At 52.8% G+C, this 19678-nt stretch carries 19 protein-coding genes; 10 read left to right on the top strand and 9 right to left on the bottom strand.

What is annotated here, in order from left to right; genetic code table 11:
• Window positions 1-38 precede the first annotated feature (38 nt).
• The 8 genes from C4J91_RS04065 to C4J91_RS04030 form a co-directional block, all read right to left on the bottom strand.
• Window positions 39-3197 (bottom strand): efflux RND transporter permease subunit, encoded by a 3159-nt coding sequence (locus C4J91_RS04065; RefSeq protein WP_008437418.1) that lies wholly within the window; start codon window positions 3195-3197, stop codon window positions 39-41.
• Window positions 3194-4678: an efflux RND transporter periplasmic adaptor subunit gene (locus C4J91_RS04060; RefSeq protein ID WP_008437420.1), complete on the bottom strand. Its 1485-nt coding sequence runs from the start codon at window positions 4676-4678 to the stop codon at window positions 3194-3196. Before C4J91_RS04060 ends, C4J91_RS04065 begins: the two co-directional genes overlap by 4 nt.
• Window positions 4675-5931 (bottom strand): TolC family protein, encoded by a 1257-nt coding sequence (locus C4J91_RS04055; RefSeq protein ID WP_008437421.1) that lies wholly within the window; start codon window positions 5929-5931, stop codon window positions 4675-4677. Before C4J91_RS04055 ends, C4J91_RS04060 begins: the two co-directional genes overlap by 4 nt.
• Window positions 5932-6030: 99 nt before the next feature.
• A complete protein-coding gene (locus tag C4J91_RS27685) occupies window positions 6031-6372 on the bottom strand; it encodes a hypothetical protein (protein WP_073844967.1) in 342 nt (113 codons plus the stop codon).
• A 74-nt stretch (window positions 6373-6446) separates the two neighbouring features.
• Window positions 6447-7385, bottom strand: a complete 939-nt coding sequence (gene copD, locus C4J91_RS04045; RefSeq protein ID WP_008437423.1) for a copper homeostasis membrane protein CopD — start codon at window positions 7383-7385, stop codon at window positions 6447-6449.
• Between the two features lie 3 nt (window positions 7386-7388).
• Window positions 7389-7772: a copper homeostasis periplasmic binding protein CopC gene (copC, locus tag C4J91_RS04040; RefSeq protein ID WP_008437424.1), complete on the bottom strand. Its 384-nt coding sequence runs from the start codon at window positions 7770-7772 to the stop codon at window positions 7389-7391.
• Window positions 7773-8131: 359 nt separating this feature from the next.
• On the bottom strand, window positions 8132-9520 hold the full coding sequence (copS, locus tag C4J91_RS04035) for a copper resistance membrane spanning protein CopS (protein WP_008437425.1): 1389 nt from the start codon (window positions 9518-9520) through the stop codon (window positions 8132-8134).
• Complete coding sequence (locus C4J91_RS04030; protein WP_008437429.1) at window positions 9517-10212, bottom strand: heavy metal response regulator transcription factor; 696 nt, start codon at window positions 10210-10212, stop codon at window positions 9517-9519. Before C4J91_RS04030 ends, copS begins: the two co-directional genes overlap by 4 nt.
• Window positions 10213-10417: 205 nt before the next feature.
• On the opposite strand from C4J91_RS04030, the gene C4J91_RS04025 reads away from it, so the two are divergent.
• The 5 genes from C4J91_RS04025 (at window position 10418) to C4J91_RS04005 (ending at window position 14485) form a co-directional block, all read left to right on the top strand.
• Window positions 10418-10771, top strand: a complete 354-nt coding sequence (locus C4J91_RS04025; RefSeq protein WP_008437430.1) for a co-regulatory protein PtrA N-terminal domain-containing protein — start codon at window positions 10418-10420, stop codon at window positions 10769-10771.
• 165 nt (window positions 10772-10936) lie between these two features.
• A complete protein-coding gene (locus C4J91_RS04020) occupies window positions 10937-11473 on the top strand; it encodes a plastocyanin/azurin family copper-binding protein (RefSeq protein ID WP_008437431.1) in 537 nt (178 codons plus the stop codon).
• Between the two features lie 94 nt (window positions 11474-11567).
• Window positions 11568-11813: a DUF2933 domain-containing protein gene (locus C4J91_RS04015; RefSeq protein ID WP_032899631.1), complete on the top strand. Its 246-nt coding sequence runs from the start codon at window positions 11568-11570 to the stop codon at window positions 11811-11813.
• Between the two features lie 2 nt (window positions 11814-11815).
• Window positions 11816-14173, top strand: coding sequence for a heavy metal translocating P-type ATPase (locus tag C4J91_RS04010; protein WP_024073349.1), 2358 nt, complete (start codon window positions 11816-11818; stop codon window positions 14171-14173).
• Window positions 14174-14284: 111 nt separating this feature from the next.
• Window positions 14285-14485: a heavy-metal-associated domain-containing protein gene (locus C4J91_RS04005; RefSeq protein WP_008437435.1), complete on the top strand. Its 201-nt coding sequence runs from the start codon at window positions 14285-14287 to the stop codon at window positions 14483-14485.
• A 30-nt stretch (window positions 14486-14515) separates the two neighbouring features.
• Here the strand turns inward: C4J91_RS04005 and flgB are convergent, their stop codons facing one another.
• A complete protein-coding gene (gene flgB / locus C4J91_RS04000) occupies window positions 14516-14929 on the bottom strand; it encodes a flagellar basal body rod protein FlgB (RefSeq protein WP_008437437.1) in 414 nt (137 codons plus the stop codon).
• A 386-nt stretch (window positions 14930-15315) separates the two neighbouring features.
• On the opposite strand from flgB, the gene C4J91_RS03995 reads away from it, so the two are divergent.
• The 5 genes from C4J91_RS03995 (at window position 15316) to C4J91_RS03975 (ending at window position 19516) form a co-directional block, all read left to right on the top strand.
• Window positions 15316-15522 carry a co-regulatory protein PtrA N-terminal domain-containing protein gene (locus tag C4J91_RS03995; RefSeq protein ID WP_019821302.1) on the top strand — a complete coding sequence of 69 codons (207 nt, stop codon included), beginning with the start codon at window positions 15316-15318 and terminating at the stop codon, window positions 15520-15522.
• A gap of 177 nt (window positions 15523-15699) precedes the next feature.
• Window positions 15700-17604: a copper resistance system multicopper oxidase gene (locus tag C4J91_RS03990; protein WP_008437439.1), complete on the top strand. Its 1905-nt coding sequence runs from the start codon at window positions 15700-15702 to the stop codon at window positions 17602-17604.
• Between the two features lie 12 nt (window positions 17605-17616).
• Complete coding sequence (locus C4J91_RS03985) at window positions 17617-17862, top strand: hypothetical protein (protein WP_024073347.1); 246 nt, start codon at window positions 17617-17619, stop codon at window positions 17860-17862.
• Window positions 17834-18886, top strand: a complete 1053-nt coding sequence (locus tag C4J91_RS03980) for a copper resistance protein B (RefSeq protein WP_008437443.1) — start codon at window positions 17834-17836, stop codon at window positions 18884-18886. The genes C4J91_RS03985 and C4J91_RS03980 overlap by 29 nt, the downstream gene beginning before the upstream one ends.
• 162 nt (window positions 18887-19048) lie before the next feature.
• On the top strand, window positions 19049-19516 hold the full coding sequence (locus C4J91_RS03975) for a DUF411 domain-containing protein (RefSeq protein ID WP_008437448.1): 468 nt from the start codon (window positions 19049-19051) through the stop codon (window positions 19514-19516).
• Window positions 19517-19678 lie beyond the last annotated feature (162 nt).

Genomic DNA, 19678 nt, shown 5'->3' with positions numbered 1-19678 from the left:
CGCAAATACGGTGTTTGCAACTGCAATCAGGGTCAGTTTCATACGACTTTTTCTTGAGGATTGATGGGCTCAACTGAGAGGTGCCGGCGACGCATCAGTCGATAGGCTGCCGGAATGACAAACAGCGACAGCAAGGGCGCGGTAATCATGCCTCCAACCATGGGTGCCGCAATTCGGCTCATCACCTCGCTGCCGGTCCCGCTGCCCAGCAAAATGGGTAACAAGCCAGCAATGATGACAGCCACAGTCATGGCTTTGGGCCGAACGCGCTGGACAGCGCCTTCACGAATCGCGGCCATCAGCCCGTGCTCGGTCCTATCGCCGAGGTCTTCACGCTCAGCCCAGGCGTTCTTCAGATAAAGCAGCATAATTACGCCAAATTCGGCAGAAACACCGGCCAAAGCGATGAAGCCGACACCAGTGGCGACCGACAGGTTGAATCCCAATAGATAGAGAAACCATACCCCACCAGTCAGTGCGAATGGCAGAGTGGCCATGATCAGCAAGGCCTCATCGAAGCGAGCAAAGGTTAAATAAAGCAGCACGAAGATGATCAACAGCGTGGCAGGCACCACCAGCTTGAGTCGTGCGTTGGCCCTTTCGAGAAATTCGAACTGTCCTGCGTAGCTCAGGCTCATACCAGGCTGCAACTTAACCTGCTCGCTGACGACCCGTCGTAGATCGGCGACTACCGAAGCAATATCCCGTCCCCGCACGTCGATATACACCCAGCCTGAAGGTCGGGCGTTCTCACTCTTAAGCATCGGCGGACCATCGCTGACCTTGATCTTCGCAACGGTGCCAAGAGTGATCTGGCTGCCTAGAGGGGTATAGATAGGTAACTGCTCCAGAGCGCCGAGTGAATCCCGCCACTCACGAGGGTAACGTACGTTAATTGGGAAACGAGCCAACCCTTCAATCGTCTCCCCGACGTTTTCACCGCCGATTGCGCCGGCCACGATCGATTGCACATCGGCAATATTTAACCCATAGCGGGCCGCAGCTTTACGATCGATATCCACATCAATATAGCGGCCACCGGTCAGTCGTTCGGCCAACGCTGAACTCACACCTGAGACATCCTTGGCAACACGTTCGATGGCTTGGGTGACGGCATCGATCTCCGTCAGGTTGGTACCGGCAACCTTCACACCAATAGGGCTTTTTATGCCAGTGGCCAGCATGTCGATGCGGTTACGAATCGGCGGTATCCAGATGTTGGTCAATCCTGGGACACGCACCGCTTGGTCTAGCTCCTCAACGAGCTTTTCCTGGGTCATGCCTGGGCGCCACTGTTCGTGTGGTTTGAATTGGATGGTGGTTTCGAACATTTCCAAAGGTGCTGGGTCAGTCGCGGTTTCAGCGCGGCCGGCTTTGCCGAAAACGTGTTCGACCTCTGGAACTGTCTTTATCAGACGGTCAGTCTGTTGAAGCAGTTGCGCGGCCTTCTGCGCCGATAATCCAGGCAGAGCTGATGGCATATAGAGCAGGTCCCCTTCGTCCAGCGGGGGAAGAAACTCACCACCCAGACGAGAGATCGGCCACAACGCGCTGACAAAGACTAGCAACGCAACCAGCAGCGTTATTTTAGGTCGATGTAATACGGCGTCCAGAGCGGGTTCGTAGATCCGGATCAACCAGCGATTTAGCGGATTCTGCTGCTCATTGGGAATTCGTCCACGAATCCAATACCCCATCAACACCGGTACGAGAGTTACCGACAGTCCAGCCGCTGCGGCCATAGCGTAGGTTTTGGTGAACGCCAATGGACCGAATAGACGTCCTTCCTGAGCCTCCAGCGTGAACACCGGAATGAACGACAGGGTGATGATCAGCAGACAGAAGAACAATGCAGGTCCTACCTCGGCAGCCGCTTCAGTCATCACGTGCCAATGACGTTCACCTTTCAGTTCCTCCCCAGGATTGGCCACGTGCCAAGCCTCGACCTTCTTGTGGGCATTTTCAATCATCACCACGGCAGCGTCGACCATAGCGCCGATGGCGATGGCAATCCCGCCAAGGGACATGATGTTGGCGTTGATACCCTGATAGCGCATCACGATGAAGGCGATCAGCACCCCAACCGGCAGGGAAATGATTGCCACCAGAGATGAACGCAGGTGCCAGAGAAAGATTCCGCAGACCAACGCGACGACGATGAACTCTTCGATCAGCTTGTGGCTGAGGTTTTCCACGGCACGATCAATCAACTTGCTGCGGTCGTAGGTGGTGACGATTTCAACCCCCGCCGGCAGACTGCTTTTCAGCTCGTCGAGTTTGGTTTTGACCGCCGCAATGGTTTCACGAGCATTCTTCCCGCTGCGCAGAATCACCACGCCGCCGACGGTCTCACCTTCACCGTCGAGTTCGGTAATGCCTCGACGCATCTCAGGCCCTAACTGAATCGTGGCAACATCGCCCAACGTGACCGGCACACTGCCCGCGCCCAGTTTGAGCGGGATGGCGCGAAAGTCATTGAGCGTCTTTAGGTAGCCGGAAGCTCGTACGATGAACTCTGTCTCCGCCATTTCCAGCACGGCTCCACCGGTTTCCTGATTGGCTTTGCCGATCGCCTCGGTCACCTCAGACTGCGTGATACCCAAGTTCGCCAACTTTAGCGGATCGAGCTGGACCTGATACTGTTTGACCATGCCACCTACGGTGGCAACTTCCGCAACGTTCGGCAGCGTCTTGAGCTCGAATTTGAGAAACCAGTCCTGTAGGGCTCGCAGTTGCGCCAGATCGTGCCCACCGCTGCGATCAACCAACGCGTACTGGAAAATCCAGCCAACGCCAGTGGCATCAGGTCCTAAGGCTGGCTTAGCACTGGCTGGTAGGCGGCTTTGTATCTGGCTCAGGTATTCCAACACCCGCGAGCGGGCCCAGTACAAGTCAGTTCCGTCTTCGAACAGCACATAAACGAAGCTGTCGCCAAAGAAGGAGTAACCGCGCACAGTCTTGGCCCCAGGTACCGAGAGCATGGTGGTTGCCAGTGGATAGGTCACCTGGTTTTCGACGATCTGTGGGGCTTGGCCTGGGTAAGGTGTACGGATAATTACCTGAACATCCGACAGGTCTGGCAATGCATCGATGGGCGTACTTTGAACCGCCCAGATCCCCCATGCCGTGACGAACAGCGTCGCCAGCAACACAAGAAAGCGGTTGGCCACCGACCAGCGAATAAGGGCCGCAATCATGGCTGGCCCCCAGAGCGTTCCAGACGTTCAACACGCAGACCATCGTCCGTCTGGCTAACAGCGATCCGAACCTTGTCGCCCGTTTTTAGGCCCTTCATCAGAGCAGGAGTGGCGAGAGGGAAAGTCATCGTCATGCCTGGCATACCCAATGTCTTGAAGGGACCGTGGGCGAGCGTGACTTCTTTGTCGTTGATCTCAACGATCTGACCATCGGCCTCATGCAAAGCGCCAACGGGCATAGTAGATGGCGAAACGTCCAATGAGCTTGCGACAACGCCCTTGAGACTGGCCTCCGAGTCGAGCAGGAACTGGCCAGAGGTCACCACTTTCTGCCCCTCTTCCAAGCCTTTCAATATCGCCGTCTTGCCATCGTTATCCTGGCCTAGCTGCACCTCCACCGGGCGATATCGACCAGCGTCTTCAGAGAGCATGACCAACGCACGTCGACCGGTACGAATGACGGCCTCGCTCGGCACCCACAGAACACTTTGCTCCGTTGAACGATTGAGGCTTACCTGTGCGGTCAAACCTGGTCTGAGTCGGCCATCTGGATTGGGTAACTCAACTCGAACGCGAAGTGTGCGACTGTCCGAACTGGTTTCCGGAAGAATCGCACTGACGACGCCCTTGAGCACAACTCCAGGGAATGCGGATAAACGCGCTTCAGCTGCTTGCCCTACTACGATTGACCCAGCTTCCGCCTCTGGTACAGCCACGGCCAGCCAGACACTGCTCAAACCATTAACACGAGCCAACGTCTCGCCTGCGGCCACCGTCATACCTTCACGCACACTCAGCTCTTGAAGCACACCACCAATAGGGCTGGTCAGCGTCAGGTTCGATTGAACTTTGCCAGTGCGCTCAACTTGAGCAATTAACGTAAGTGGCATTCCGGTTAGCCGCAGTCGCTGCCGGGCCGCTGTCAGCAAGCCAGCATCGCCACTACGCTTGAGGGCGAGAAATTCCTCCTGAGCAGCTGCCCACTCCGGCACCAAGATATCTGCCAAGGCGGCATTCGCTTTCAGCACATCACCAGGTGCGTGGGCATACACACGCTCGACAAAACCCGCTGTACGGGCCTGAATGACTGCAACGTCCCGTTCGTTGAAGGCCAGCACACCTACCACGTTCAGTGTCGAGGCAAATACGCCTCGACTGACACTAGCCAGTCGCACACCAAGGTTCTGAGTCAGGCTTGGATCAATTCGAATGGCAGCGCTGTCCCCCTTGGTATCTGCGTATTGAGGGATCATCTGCATGTCCATGAAGGGTGACTTACCCGGTTTATCGAATTTCTGTTGTGGGTACATGGGATCATACCAATACAGAACTTTTCGATCGGCAGAGGCTTTGGGTTCATGATCCGGTACGACACCAGCTACTCCGCTCATTCGCGGTTGGGCTAACCAGTAACCCCCGGCAACACCCAAGGCAATCGAGATGCCGATGATTAAAGTCCCTTTCCATAATTTAAAAATCATTGAGCGGACTCCCCGTAAGAGAAATACAGGCGAGCGCTGGTCAGGGCACGTTGCTCTTCAACGTCAACCTGCTTGAGACGGGCTTCGATGAGTTCGCGTCGGGCGGCAACAACCGAGTTCAAATCACCCTTGCCGGAGCGGTAGCTGGCCATCGTGAGTTCGACCTTTTCTTTAGCCAACGGCAACAAGCTTTCCTGATTACGGCTGACTGCACGATTGAGGCGCTCGTAGTCAGCCAACTCATCCTCCAGTTGCTGGGTATGCTCGCGTGACAGGGCTTCGCGCTCAGCCTCAAGCTGGTTTAGTTCGGCGTGCTTGGCCGCAATCTTGGGGTTTTGCCGAGAGTTAGGGAACAGCGGGAGATCCCATGAAAACTGCACGCTGACCATGTCACCGAATTGTTGGCCTCGGTGCTGATAATCGAATTCCCAGCTCCAGTCAGACTGCTTTTCCGCCTCAGCTTCACGGATCTTGGCTTGTGCTTCACGGGTCATCGGCACAAAAGCCGCTAATTCGGGGTGATGTTGCAGCTTATGGGAGTAACCTGAGGTCTCAATAGGCCAATCAGGCAAACCGCCTACCGGTTTGTCATCGGCGGCAGGGCCAATCCAGCGCTTGAGGGCGGCCCGGGCCTGTGCACGTTGACGAACTAAATCATCCTGCTGCTCAGCCAGTTGAGCAGCTTCCTGTTTAGGTGTCACCGCATCGGCGGGTTGGGCTCGGCCACCCGCAATCTGAGCTCTGACGGTATCGGTCAGAAGACGGTTTTCTTTGTAGAAGTCCTGGAACAACGCATCTTTACGCTCAACCGAGTAGCTTCTGATCCAGGCTAATGCCGTGGACTGTCGGACGTTCAGACGCGCCACTCGACGCTCGGCTGACGCTCGATCAACAGCCGCATCCGCGACCTCGATACGTGCTTTGCGCTTGTCGCTGTTGGGCATCTCCTGCCTAATCCCGACCACTTGCATGGTCATGAAGTCCTGGTCGATGCTCCATCTGTCGGGTCCACCAATGGGGTAGTTCTGCACGCCCAGCAGTAGCTTGGGATCGGGTAGTTCGCCGGCGGGAATGGCCGCGCTAGTGGCTGCTTGAATTTTGGCGTCTTGTGCGGTCAACGATGGTGCATTGTTTTCGGCCAGACGCAGCGCTTCATCGAATGTCAATGCGCTAGCGAAGCTCGGCAATGCAAGTACGCTTGCCGCCAGGCCGGCCAGGAAGGACCAACCTGTGCAACAGCACTTGGAGTTCATGTTCACGATTCCTGTGATGATCCACCGCGCGCTTCATAAGACATGCGCGCAGATATGCCATCCCGCTAACGCGGAATGAGGCTCAGTGTGGTACAGGAATCAAGTACGTGGGGGTCGCCATACCCCTGAAGAGGTTTGTACGAGCGGGAAATGGCTGGAGAATGATAGAATGAGAGGACTGGACAGGGTGATAGGAGGCTTGATGATCGATACTTGCAACATGCCGCCAGTTTTGCATTCCTGACCGGGCTTACAAGGTTTGCCATGCTCGGTGGGACTTTTCATGTCGTGGCAGCAGTCTTGCCCCATACCATCCATCATCGCCATGCCCATGGTTTTCATCGGGCATGGTTCAATCGATGTCTGAACACCCGCCATCCCGCTGAGGGGAAGCGCCAAGCTAATCAGGAAAATTAGGCAAAACCGCAGGTAGCGTTTCATGAGCTGGAGTGTAGACGGTGCAAATGGCCCTTACAATTCACCCTTGAGACTCCTTAGTCGGCCATCACCAACCGCTATGCCGCGCTCATTTCCATGACCGGGCTTAAAGTACCTAACCATGCGACTAGACAAATAATGATGACTGCCATTGAAAATTCGAGCTTCATGCTACGGCGCAAGGCATTGACCGCGACAGCATAGTCTCCATTTCGAACAGAACGTTCCAAGAGCGGGCTTAGGTGAAAACGGTTGAGCGTCGCTAATACGATCATCCCGGCAAAGAGCAGGACCTTCAAAAATAGCAACTCGCCATAAGTGCTGAGCATCACCTCATCGAGATTTGGCCCAACGATAAATAGGTAGTTCGCCACTCCCGTAATGCTGATGATCACTACAATCACCGCGCCGGCCGATTCAAACCCTGTCAGTACCCGAGCAAGAATTCGTGCTTCTCGCTCACCTTTCAGTGATTTCAAACGCAGCAGCAGGGCAAATGCCGCTAGCGCACCCAACCAACCGCCTGCGGCCAAAAGATGGAAGATATCGCTAATAAAGTGCCAGTAGCGACGGCTCCCCTCGTCCATTGCTCCGTGCCCTGTCCATGCCAGCGTCGCTAGCGCAATCGCGCCACAGACAGTGACAATCCAAAGACTCAGTGTTGGAAAGCGCTTGTTCAGGGAAACGCCAATAATGGCCGTCACCAACGCCCCTATACGGACCATCCAGGTCAAACCGACGTCAGTCCCCATGAGAACCATTTGAAAGATATGGTGATGTAGCTCCATGAAACCCGACACGCCACTCATTGCTTTCGCAAGTAACAACATGGCGGCAAGGGACAGAGCTACACCTACAGCAGAAGTACTGTAAAGAAGCGACTCAAAATTCAAAACTGTTCCCGATATTCTTTCTTTTCCCCTGAGGCTATAAAGACCAAAAATTGCCAGTCCAAATAACAGCATCAGGTCGAAATAAAGAGCAAAGCGAACAACGATATTTAATGAGTCGCTCATGAATCATTTCACTTTGAAAGAAAAGTTGCCGGTAATCGGGTGAGTGTCCGAGGAAACGGCACGCCATTCGACTTTGTAAGTACCCGTGGTCAATGGCGATGCGGGTGTAATAACCATCGTCTTCGGATCACCGCCACCTGCCACGTTAGCTTTTACGCCCATAGGTGAATTCGGCATACCAGGCATATCGGTCATAATCAGCTTTGCACCAGAGAACTGAGTCGTTAGATTCTCAGAAAAGTGCAGTTCGATTTTAGACGGAGCCGCCGCATCCGATCCTTCAGCGGGAGTAGAAGAAACCAGCTTTGGATGCGCCTGAGCAACTGCACTCAGAAGCAAACCCGCAGTCAGCGCAACAGCTACGGTGGTAGTTTTAAGGAATGACATGCAAGACTCCTGACAGCAAAAGCTGTTGGTTCTAGGTTTTTAGGGAATATCTAGTTTTTTACTTTTTGACGCTCGTTAAAACCACTGACGAATACCTAGCAAATTCCGTGTTCTAGGGCCGGCTGGACAGGGAGGAATCACAAGATTTCCAACGTCACAGTGCGAGTACACGATGCCACATGAACGCAAACTGTTCGATTACATTTCAGTCAGCTTGGGGCGGGTTTTTGGCACTGATCTGCCCGGATACGGCGCCAAATACGCGACTTTCTTTGGAACGCTCCAAGAGTTTTCTCTCATCCAAAAACGATCCTATTGAGCTAACCACATGTTGCCTGCATACATATGAACAAGGTGTCTTAGACCTTTCTTGCATCAGCACATGGGAGTTCAATATGAAAGGCTGTTATTCCGTTTAACGACGTACACCATATTTTTCCGTCATGCGCTTCAATGATAGATCGAGTAATCGATAAACCTAGCCCTGCATTACTTGGACTTCCTTCTCTGCGAGCTGGGTCCACGCGATAAAATCGATCAAACAGCTTTTCAAGATGCTCGGACGCAATGGGCTCTCCCGGGTTCTCCACAGAGACTGATATTGAAGTTCCTTTCTGCCGAATATCGACAGTAATACACTTTCCTTCGGGGGTGTACCGGAGCGCATTTGAGAGCAGATTAGAGATGGCCCTGTCGAGCATGAGTACGTCACCTCGGACGCTACCCCTGCCTGTGACCTTCAGGTCGATCCCTCGCTCATCAGCCAGCAAACGGTAGTACTCGAGTAATTTCTCTACTACTGCTACCAGGTCAATCGGTTTGTTTTCATGTGTAATTAGACCGTTATCTGATTTCGCTAGAAAAAGCATGTCATCAATCATACGTCCCATACGTTTCAAGTCATCAAGATTTGAGTACAGATTGTCCTCGTAGTCCTCAATATTTCTTTTTCTAGATAAAATCACTTCAGTGTGAGTCATCAAATTGCTAACGGGTGTCCGTAATTCGTGAGCAATGTCCGCAGAGAAGTTCGATAAACGAACAAACGCATCGTCCAGTCTAGATAACATTGCGTTGAACGAGAGCACCATCTGCTGGAGCTCTTGGGGAACGGGACCTAATGGAATACGCTCTTTGAGCGATTTAGCTGACATCGAAGCTGCTACCTGAGTGACTAGGCGAATAGGTCGTAGTCCACTACGCGCTACCATCCAGCCCAGTGCAGCACTGACCAGCGCGCTTATCACCAGTCCTATCCAAAACCATCGTTCAAGCGTCTCGAAGAAGGCCATATGTTGAGTAACATCAAAGATCAACATCACTGTCAATGGCTTGTCCTGCCCCGTCACTATGGCTTGCGCCGTCACGCCTCGAAATATCTGCTCCTGGTCTCGCCACTCCCAGACATTGCTGTTTGTGACCGTTCGGAAGTCTTCAGGAACTACGATCGGACCTGGGTCAGCAAACAGGAGCTTACCGTCACCATCGATGATAAGAGCTGTCAAATCACGATGAGCACCAAGCAGTGCCTCCAGCTCAGGCTTAACATCACTGAATTGATCAATGCTGTTCAACCCAGTCAAAATTCTTTGCGTCGAGTGAAGCTTTTCGTTCAGCGCCTGCTGATCCAGCATCTTGAAATGATGCCGGCTGAGGTTGTTAAAACTGAGTCCAGCGACGGTGAGCACAGCCGTTACAGCTAGCATGAACATCAGGCTCATGCGCGTAGTCAGGGACATTCGCTTCATTCCGACCCCGTCCCCGAATCCGGCGCATCCAGCATGTACCCCATGCCTCGAGAGGTGTGGATAAGCTTGACCTCAAAATCATCATCAATCTTTGCTCTGAGCCTCCTGACAGCAACCTCGATGACGTTAGTATCGCTGTCAAAGTTCATGTCCCAGACCTGGGAAGCAATAAGCGACTTGGGCAGAACCTCACCTCGACGACGGAGCAGCAATTCGAGCAACGCAAACTCTTTGGCCGTTAGATCTATACGTTTGCCTGCGCGGATAACCCTGCGTTTGAGGAGGTCCACCTCCAAATCAGCCAATTTCATATGGGTTTGGGAGGGGGCAGTGGTACCTCTACGCAGCAGCGTTCTGACGCGAGCCAGCAATTCAGAAAATGCGAAGGGTTTGATCAGGTAATCGTCAGCCCCCAGCTCAAGTCCTTTTACCCGATCCTCAACTCGGTCTCGCGCCGTGAGGAAAAGCACAGGGACATTTTTTCCGGATGCTCTCACTTTCTGAAGTACTTCCCAGCCATCCAGCCCAGGCATCATCACATCGAGAATCAGCAGGTCATACGCCTCGCTCAAGGCGTGCTGAAGCGCGTCTTTGCCATTGGTAAAACGATCAACATTGAACCCCGCCTCGGTGAGTCCTTGCTGCAAATAAATACCTATTTTGGGTTCGTCTTCCGCAACCAGAAGTCTCATGGGGATGGCTCTCGAATAATTGTGAGGCTGAGTCTGCAATGAAATGCCTCTGCCAACCAGCAACTGACAGAAAAGTAATATTGGCTTCAGGTAGATGTCAGCGAGTGCTGTCTAGGGTTCGAGCATGAGTACTTTCTGGTGCTCGACCGACTCTTAACCATGAAAGCTAGAGGAGCCGGAAAACAAATCAAAAAGGAGCTTCCTCATGAACCGTTTAAAAGTCCTATTCTTTGCTAGTTCGATACTCATCTCAGCATCTGCGTTGGCTGAAGGTGGTGCAGATCGGATTATGGAGCGCATGGAAAGCCTGCGCGATAAAGCCGAAGCGACCTTGGTACAAGCTGAAAAAGCTCCTGAAGGGCAGCGCCATGTTCACATGGCCGAGCATATGAAAATACTGGGCGAGATCATGGGCCAGCTTCATCTAGATCATCCAAAAGCATCAATGTCACCTCAGGAACATCTCGCCTGGATGGAAAAACACGACGCCATGGTTGATGACGTTTTGAACCAAATGCAGCGCGAGCACAAACTGATGCTTTCTGAGAACCATCAGTAACCGAATAACTCCTACGGGGCTCTCTGAACCGCCCACTAGACACGGCGTCATCTGGGCGCCGTGTTTTCTCAGGAAAACTGACAGAAATGTAGTGTTCAAGTCAGTTAACGCTCAGCTCTATCCCTTTAGCATAGCTAGTATTTTCCACTGGCTCTCGAGGTCACCATGAAAACTAAGCTCATTACTCCAGTTATTGCGGCAATCACCCTACTCCTCGGCGCTACGGCGATGGCCAGCGTAGGTCATGGGAAAGAGGATATCGGTCAGCCTGGAGTCGCCTCAGAGGTCACTCGCACGGTTGATGTAGAGATGGGTGATATTTTCTTCAAAACTAAAAGCATCGACGTAAAGCCCGGTGAAACGGTTCGCTTTGTACTTCACAACAAAGGGGCGTTGCTGCACGAGTTCAATATCGGCCAAGCCGCTGCTCACGCGGCGCACCAAAAAGAAATGGCGAGCATGTTCCAGAATGGAACGCTTACACCCACCGGAACTGGAAAAATGTGGGGCAACATGGGCCATAGCATGGGAGGCATGAAGATGGTTGGAATGGAACACAACGACCCGAATAGCGTGCTGATCGAGCCAGGGGCAACCAAGGAGTTGATCTGGACCTTCAACAACACAACTGGACTTCAATTTGCCTGCAACGTGCCAGGTCATTACCAGTCGGGGATGGTCGGTCAATTTGACTTGAAGTAAGCCTGAACCGACCGCTAAAACCGCGTCGACGCAAGAGTTCGCTATGCTCTGAGGCAGAGATCAGAGCAACACGCTCACACACGGGGTCTAGATCATGGATAAGCATCAGCATCCGGCTGGAAGCACCTCCCCACCATTTTGGAGGCGCAAAACAGGCGTTGTACTGATCATGCTCATTGCGATCGGTGCCTTTTACGGGGTGCGGGAACATTTCACCCACGTTTATCCGTATTTGCCCTACCTCATCCTGTTGATCTGTCCATTGATGCATTTTTTTGGACATGGACATGGCGGACATGACCATGGCGATCAGGCAGGAACCAACAAGGAAGAGAAATAGCTATGCCCACTCCACCGAGCCACCACGATCACGGTCCCGCCCACGCTGCCTCACCCAATGACGGTGGTCTACGCGACCCGGTGTGCGGTATGGCGGTTATACCTCCAAGTAAATTTGGCGAGTCTTACCAAGGACAGACGTATCAATTTTGTAGCCAGAAATGCCAAGAGAAATTTCGGGCAGATCCAGAACGCTACATTGGTAATCATCCCAGCGCTGAACCCAGCAGCGCCGCTATAGAGCCCACGCTACAGGTAGCCACTGAGTTTACCTGTCCTATGCACCCGGAAATAAGACAGCCAGGGCCCGGCAATTGCCCTAAATGTGGCATGACATTAGAGCCCGTCATGCCCGCGCTTGATGACGATGACAAACCCGAGCTCCTGGATTTCACCCGCCGCTTTTGGTGGTCGCTGCCTTTAACCGTAATGGTGGCCCTTCTAGCCATGGCGGGTCACTCATTACAAATCTTCCATGGTTCGGTTCAAAACTGGATCGAGTTCGCTCTTGCCACTCCGGTCACCTTATGGGCAGGTTGGCCCTTTTTTGTAAGAGGCATAGCATCCGTTAGAAATCGCAGTCCAAACATGTGGACTCTGATTGGTTTAGGTACTGCCGCAGCCTATCTTTACAGCGTCGCGGCAACCCTATTTCCCCAAAGTTTTCCCACCACCTTCATGCAAGATGGACGCATCGGCGTCTACTTCGAAGCCGCTGCGGTCATCATCTCGCTCACCTTGCTTGGGCAGATTCTTGAGCTCAAAGCACGGTCACAAACCTCCGCCGCCATTAAGTCCCTTCTTGGCCTATCTCCCAAGACTGCACGCAGGATCAACGCCGATGGTCAGGAGGAAGACATTCCTCTTACCCATGTTCACTTGGGAGACCATTTGCGGGTCAGACCTGGTGAAAAAGTGCCAGTTGATGGCTCTGTACTCGAGGGAGAAAGTGCGGTGGATGAATCCATGCTCACTGGTGAACCTGTGCCGGTCATGAAAAGAGCAGGGGATAGTCTGATCGGTGCCACGCTTAATACTCATGGAAGCTTGGTGATGGAGGCGCGAAAGGTCGGCGCTGACACCATGCTGTCGCAGATAGTACAAATGGTCGCACTAGCCCAACGCTCCAAAGCGCCCATGCAACGAATGGCCGACTCGATCGCCGGCTACTTTGTGATGGCGGTTATCGCGATTGCGTTGCTGACCCTCATAGGTTGGGGACTGTTCGGCCCGGAACCCAGCTGGGTCTTCGGCCTGATCAACGCTGTCGCCGTGCTTATCATCGCTTGTCCCTGTGCTCTGGGTCTGGCAACGCCCATGTCGATCATGGTTTCGACGGGTAAAGCCGCCAGTATGGGTGTGCTGTTCAGAGATGCCAGTGCCATCGAAAACCTTTGCAAGATCGACACACTGATTGTCGATAAAACGGGAACCCTGACAGAGGGACGGCCGGTATTTCACAGTGTGGAGGCCACACCAGATTTCAACCCACGCGATGTGCTTCAACTGGCCGCTAGCCTTGATCAAGGCAGCGAACATCCTTTGGCACACGCCATCGTCGATCACGCCCGAACTGAAAATATTGCGCTCACCAAGCCTGAATCGTTTGAGTCCGGCTCAGGGATTGGGGTGAGTGGTCTCGTTGATGGCAAGAAAGTACAGCTGGGCAACACTGCACTGATGGAAGCTGCCGGCGTGAGCACAAAGGTCTTACAAGAACGTGCAGAGTTGTTGCGCCTTGAAGGCATCAGCATCATCTATCTAGCAGTTGACGGGGTCTTGGCAGGATTACTAGCGGTCTCAGACCCGATAAAACCGACCTCTAAAGAAGCAGTCACCAAGCTTAAGGCTGATAACGTAAAAATCATCATGGCCACGGGAGACGGGCTCACCACCGCACGTGCTGTCGCCAAGGAGATGGGTATTGAAGAGGTTCATGGTGAAGTGAAACCTCAGGACAAGGAGCGCCTGGTGGCGGACCTCCAGCAATCCGGTCGAAAGGTTGCCATGGCCGGCGACGGTATCAACGACGCACCGGCCTTGGCGCGAGCAGATGTGGGCATTGCCATGGGTACAGGGACTGACGTCGCGATGAATAGCGCGCAGCTCACGCTGGTAAAAGGCGACCTGATGGGGATTTTACGGGCACGGGCACTTTCGGTTGCAACGGTAAAAAACATGCGGCAAAACTTGGGGTTCGCCTTCCTTTACAACTCAATGGGTATTCCCCTCGCCGCAGGCCTGCTCTATCCACTGACGGGGCACCTTCTGTCTCCAATGATTGCTGCGTTAGCCATGAGCGTCAGTTCTGCGTCTGTAGTTTTCAATGCTTTGAGGCTGAGGAATACCCGAATTGAATGAGCGTAACCGATGCTCACAGCCCGCTATACATAACTCTTGACCTTACCGTGGTGTCAACGTTGATCTTGTTGTTGCGGTGAAAATAGACTGCTCAGCACAAGAGGAATAACCATGTTCGTCTTAAACGTATCAGGCATTGGTTGCGGTAGCTGCGTCAGCAAAATCACCAAAGCAATTCAGTCACTGGACAGCGAGGCTATGATTTCCGTGGATCGCGCAGCAGGTAAGGTAAGCGTTGAAAGCAGTGAAAACCCAGAGCAAGTCCGTAAAACTGTCGAAGCACTCGGTTTCCCTTCCCAAATCAGCGCCTGAGGCGCTGATTCCCTCGCTGGGTAAAGTTTATTATTCACCTCGCAGAGCTTTAAGTAGCCCCTTAAATGCTCCATTTAATCTAGTAAAGGCGGTTTCGAAATGAATTTCATTTTCCGTATACTTTGCGACCTCGACCTGTTGATCCACAGTATTTTGATCAATGGAAGGTTGGTTCGGCGTACTGTAAAGCAAAGCACCGCCGTGAATATCACTTACTAATTCGTTTACGGCAATATGTTTTGGGTTTGTTGTTTTTAAAGAGAACGGAGTAGCCAAACCTCCTTTTGTTTGGCTAGCCAGTACAGCAGAAAAGTCCAAGTCCCTGGCCTTAAAGTTAGGAGTGTCGGCATTAGCGATATTATTGCTAAGTACCTCAGCTCGTTGGCTGCGAAAACGTAATGCTCTTTCTGCGGAGCCAAGCGCTTTGTCAAAATTAATACTCACCGGTGGCCACCTTTAGTTACGCTGCCATTTAATTCCCACCTATCGAACACTCAAGTGCTTAACGTAGTGCGTCCGAGCCGATGTATGATTTCAGCGAAAAACTCAAAAAACGCCACGCCATCGTGCAGTGACCGGAAACTTACAACGCCGCACAGGTAAATTTTAGATGGTGGATGGAGGTTATGTGTCGTTGGATAGCTTAGACCTTACGGACTAATCACTCTGCATCTCAAGAGAAATATCGCAACCTGACACAACTGTAATATTGGCCTAAGCTTCCTGACAGGGGATGAGTCTTATAGTCCTATTGAGCCTCAAGCTCACCCCCTAGAGTCAACGACTGATGTGGATTCAGGGGTCACCAATAATCATCCGAGGCCCCCCAAATGAACCCTATCAAAACCTTGTTCGTCATCGCGGCTCTGACCGTCTCTTCTTTGGCTATGGCTGAAGGGGGTGGTGACCGGACTTTCGCACGCATGGAAGTGGCCAGGAATAATTCGATGGAATCGTACCGAGTAGCTCAAACGCAAAATGCCCAACATCCCGTCGCTGAAAGCAAAGCCAAGGCGATGGATCACAAGAATTGCTAAATAGCTAGCCCTCCAAGCTGACAGAAATGTAATCACTGCGGTGGTTTAAATGTGGCAATTTCTGAGCTCGCTTGCCGTAAGAGTTTGTCTTTTGTGACGGTGGGCAAAGCTGATCCGGGCAACTCATGATCGGTTGTTTCGCACGGCTTCCCTTTTGACTGATTGGAAATAAACGGCATGCATTCCAAAACCTCTAGACGGACATTCGTAAAAGGCTTGGCCGCTGGTGGCATTCTCGGCGGCTTTGGCCTTTGGCGCACTCCAGTATGGGCGGTGACAAGTCCAGGTCTGCCGAGCGTACTCACCGGCAATGAATTTGATCTGTTTATTGGTGAAACACCTGTAAACATTACCGGCTCGCCGCGAACAGCCATGACCATCAATGGATCATTGCCAGGACCTTTGCTGCGTTGGCGCGAAGGAGAGACAGTCACCCTGCGTGTAAAAAACCGCCTGGACCAAGACACCTCAATCCATTGGCACGGGATCATTCTGCCGGCCAATATGGACGGTGTACCTGGCTTGAGTTTCCATGGCATCGCACCCGACGGCATGTACGAGTACAAGTTCAAGGTTCATCAGAATGGTACGTACTGGTACCACAGCCACTCGGGCTTACAGGAGCAGGCAGGGGTTTACGGGCCAATCGTTATCGACTCGAAAGAGCCTGAACCTTTTCAATACAACCGCGACTATGTGGTGATGTTGACTGATTGGACCGATGAAGATCCTAGTCGCGTCATGGCCAAGCTTAAGAAACAGTCGGGCTACTACAACCACCATAAACGCACCGTTGGTGATTTTATCGACGATGTCAGTAAGCAAGGTTGGTCAGCTACAGTAGCTGACAGGAAGATGTGGGCTGAAATGAACATGAGCCCAACCGACCTTGGAGACGTCAGCGCAGATACTTACACCTATCTCATGAATGGCCAGGCGCCAAACGGTAACTGGACCGGTATTTTCAAGCCGGGTGAGAAGCTACGACTACGCTTTATCAACGGCTCGGCGATGAGCTATTTCGACGTCCGCATTCCTGGTTTGAAAATGACCGTTGTGGCCGCCGACGGCCAACACGTCAACCCAGTGAGTGTTGACGAATTCCGCATCGCCGTAGCTGAAACGTATGACGTGATCGTAGAGCCTGCCAGTGAAGAGGCTTACACCATCTTCGCCCAGTCTATGGATCGGACGGGTTATGCACGCGGAACCCTCGCTCTTCGTGAAGGGCTAGTTGCTCAGGTACCTGCTATAGATCCACGTCCAATCGTCACTATGGATGACATGGGGATGGGCGGTATGGCTGGTATGGACCATGGCAGCATGGCTGGTATGGGCGGCGCAGAGAAGACACCAGGTGACATGTCCGGCATGGCGGGCATGGCGGGCATGGACCACAGCAAGATGACCGGTATGGACCAAAGTGACATGACCGGGATGACCGGCATGGACAGCGGTGACATGACTAACATGGCGGGCATGGATCACAGCAAGATGGCTGGGATGGGCAATGGTGATATGTCAGGGATGGCTGGCATGGGTGGTATGGGTGGAGAAATGCAGACACACCCTGCCTCTGAAACCAACAATCCCCTGGTTGATATGCAAGCCATGAATCCAACGCCAAAGCTAAGTGATCCGGGCATAGGCTTGCGGAACAATGGTCGTCGAGTGCTCACTTACTCCGACTTGAAAAGCACTTTCCAAGACCCTGACGGCCGCGAGCCAAATCGTACCATCGAGCTTCATTTGACCGGTCACATGGAGAAGTTTTCGTGGTCGTTCAACGGCATCAAATTCTCTGACGCCGAACCGCTGCGCCTGAAGTATGGCGAGCGTCTGCGCATCACCTTGGTGAACGACACCATGATGACACACCCCATCCACCTTCACGGCATGTGGAGTGACCTTGAGGACGAGAACGGCAAGTTCATGGTGCGCAAGCACACGATCGATATGCCACCAGGTACCAAACGCAGCTATCGAGTCACCGCTGATGCCTTAGGCCGTTGGGCATATCACTGTCACCTGCTTTTCCATATGGAAATGGGCATGTTCCGTGAAGTACGGGTTGATGAGTAAAGGAGACGATCTGTGAGCACATACCGAAATCGTAATTCCCTCGTGGGTTGCCTCTTTGCCGCTGTCCTGCTGGGTGGACTCTCGTCCACGGTGCTGGCAGAGGAAAATGGCAGCGACCATTCAACCACTGTTCCTGTTACAGCAACGGACAAGCCAGCAACGGCAAACGATTCGAAGCTAGATCACGGGGCGATGGACCATAGCCAGATGAGCCATGAGTCGATGGATCATGACCAAAAAACCAAAAAGGCAGATTGAGATCATGACCAGTAAGTTTTTACGCCCAACGCTGATGGCACTTGCAGTCTCTACCGGTCCAGCATTCTTTTTCATGGCTCAAGCCGCTGAAGAGATGGATCCGTCGATGGCGATGCCATCAAGTGCGGACGCAAAGTCTTCAACTGCACAAAAATCCAAACCCGCCAAACCGAAAGATGCCGCGATGGATCACTCCAAGATGGACCACGGCTCAATGGGAGCCATGGACCATAGCAAGATGGGGGCTATGGATCACAGCGATAACGGGCAAATGGACGGTATGGAAAGCATGGATGGAGGGGCGACTACCACAAGCCGAACCCCAATCCCCGTACTTACCGACGCTGACCGGGCCGCCGCTTTTCCAGACTTACCAGGCCATGGTGTGCACGATAAAAAAATTAACTCGTTCATCCTCCTGGATAAATTTGAGTACCAAGACGCTGACAACGGTAGTGCGCTGGCTTGGGATGCAAAAGGGTGGATCGGCGGTGACGTCGATCGCCTATGGTTGCGTTCGGAAGGCGAACGTACCAATGGCGTAACCGAGAACGCTGAACTTCAGGCTCTGTGGGGACACGCCATCGGTCCTTGGTGGGATGTCGTCACCGGCATTCGACAAGACTTCAAACCTGGGTCACCTCAAACATGGGGAGCGCTCGGTATTCAGGGCATGGCCCTCTATAACTTTGAAGCTGAAGCGACTGCTTATATTGGTGAGAACGGTCAAACCGCAGCTCGGTTTGAAGGCGATTACGACATCCTGTTGACCAATCGCCTGATCTTGCAGCCGACCGCCGAAGTAAACTTGTACGGGAAAAATGATCCTCAGCGCGGCATAGGATCTGGATTGGCCAACACCGAACTAGGCCTGCGGTTGCGCTACGAAATTACTCGTCAATTCGCACCCTACATTGGTGTTAGCTGGAATCGCTCATATGGTAAGACGGCTGACCTAGCCAGCGATGAAGGGGAAAAGACAAACGAGGCCCGGTTTGTAGCTGGTATTCGGATGTGGTTCTGAGCGATTTGAGCACTAGCCCTACGAATTCAAATGATCGGGGAGTTGGCTCCCCGACTCTAAAGTAGATCCTTCAATGTAACCTTTGCAGCGGCATGAACGCTTGAGTGGGGTTCTATTGCTTCGTAGAACATCTCGCCGTCTCCAAGGGAAAAGGAAATATTCATGACAGGTAGCTTCCGACTTTCAAGTCGATTTCTGCGTATTGCAACATTCGCTGCGCTGTTCATCGGCTCAACGGCTCAAGCGGCGCAGGCCCTGACCATCGATGTGCATCGAGATGCAAACTGCGGATGCTGCAAAAAATGGATTCAGCATCTTGAGGCCAATGGCTTCACCGTCATTGATCATGTAGAAACCAACATGAGTGCTGTCAAACAAGATCTAGGTGTCGCTCCACGACTCTCGTCTTGTCACACTGCGATGATCAACGGGAAGTTTGTTGAAGGTCATGTGCCAGTTGAGCAAATAATTGCGATGAGTAAGCGTGACGACCTTCTCGGGATCGCTGCTCCTGGAATGCCAGCAGGTTCTCCAGGAATGGAAGTCGACGGAGTACATGAGACCTACCAAATAATCGGCCTGACCAAAGCCGGCGTAGATCAGGTCATTGCTGAATACCCCGCAAACTAATCCCACCTCATCCATTCGGCCACAGCATGGTCCCAGCTCATGGCCATGCAGCGGGACATGCTATGTTGATTTCATTCTCAAGCAATACGCAAAGGACGATCAGCAACAAGCTGTAAAGGCGCGCCTGCGCCGAATCGGATAACCCCGTACCGCTGTCCTCAA

The organism is Pseudomonas sp. R3-52-08 (assembly GCF_003851745.1).
GTDB lineage: Bacteria > Pseudomonadota > Gammaproteobacteria > Pseudomonadales > Pseudomonadaceae > Aquipseudomonas.
Note: the sequence above shows the minus strand (reverse complement) of the source record. Positions and strands in the feature narration are given on the sequence as shown.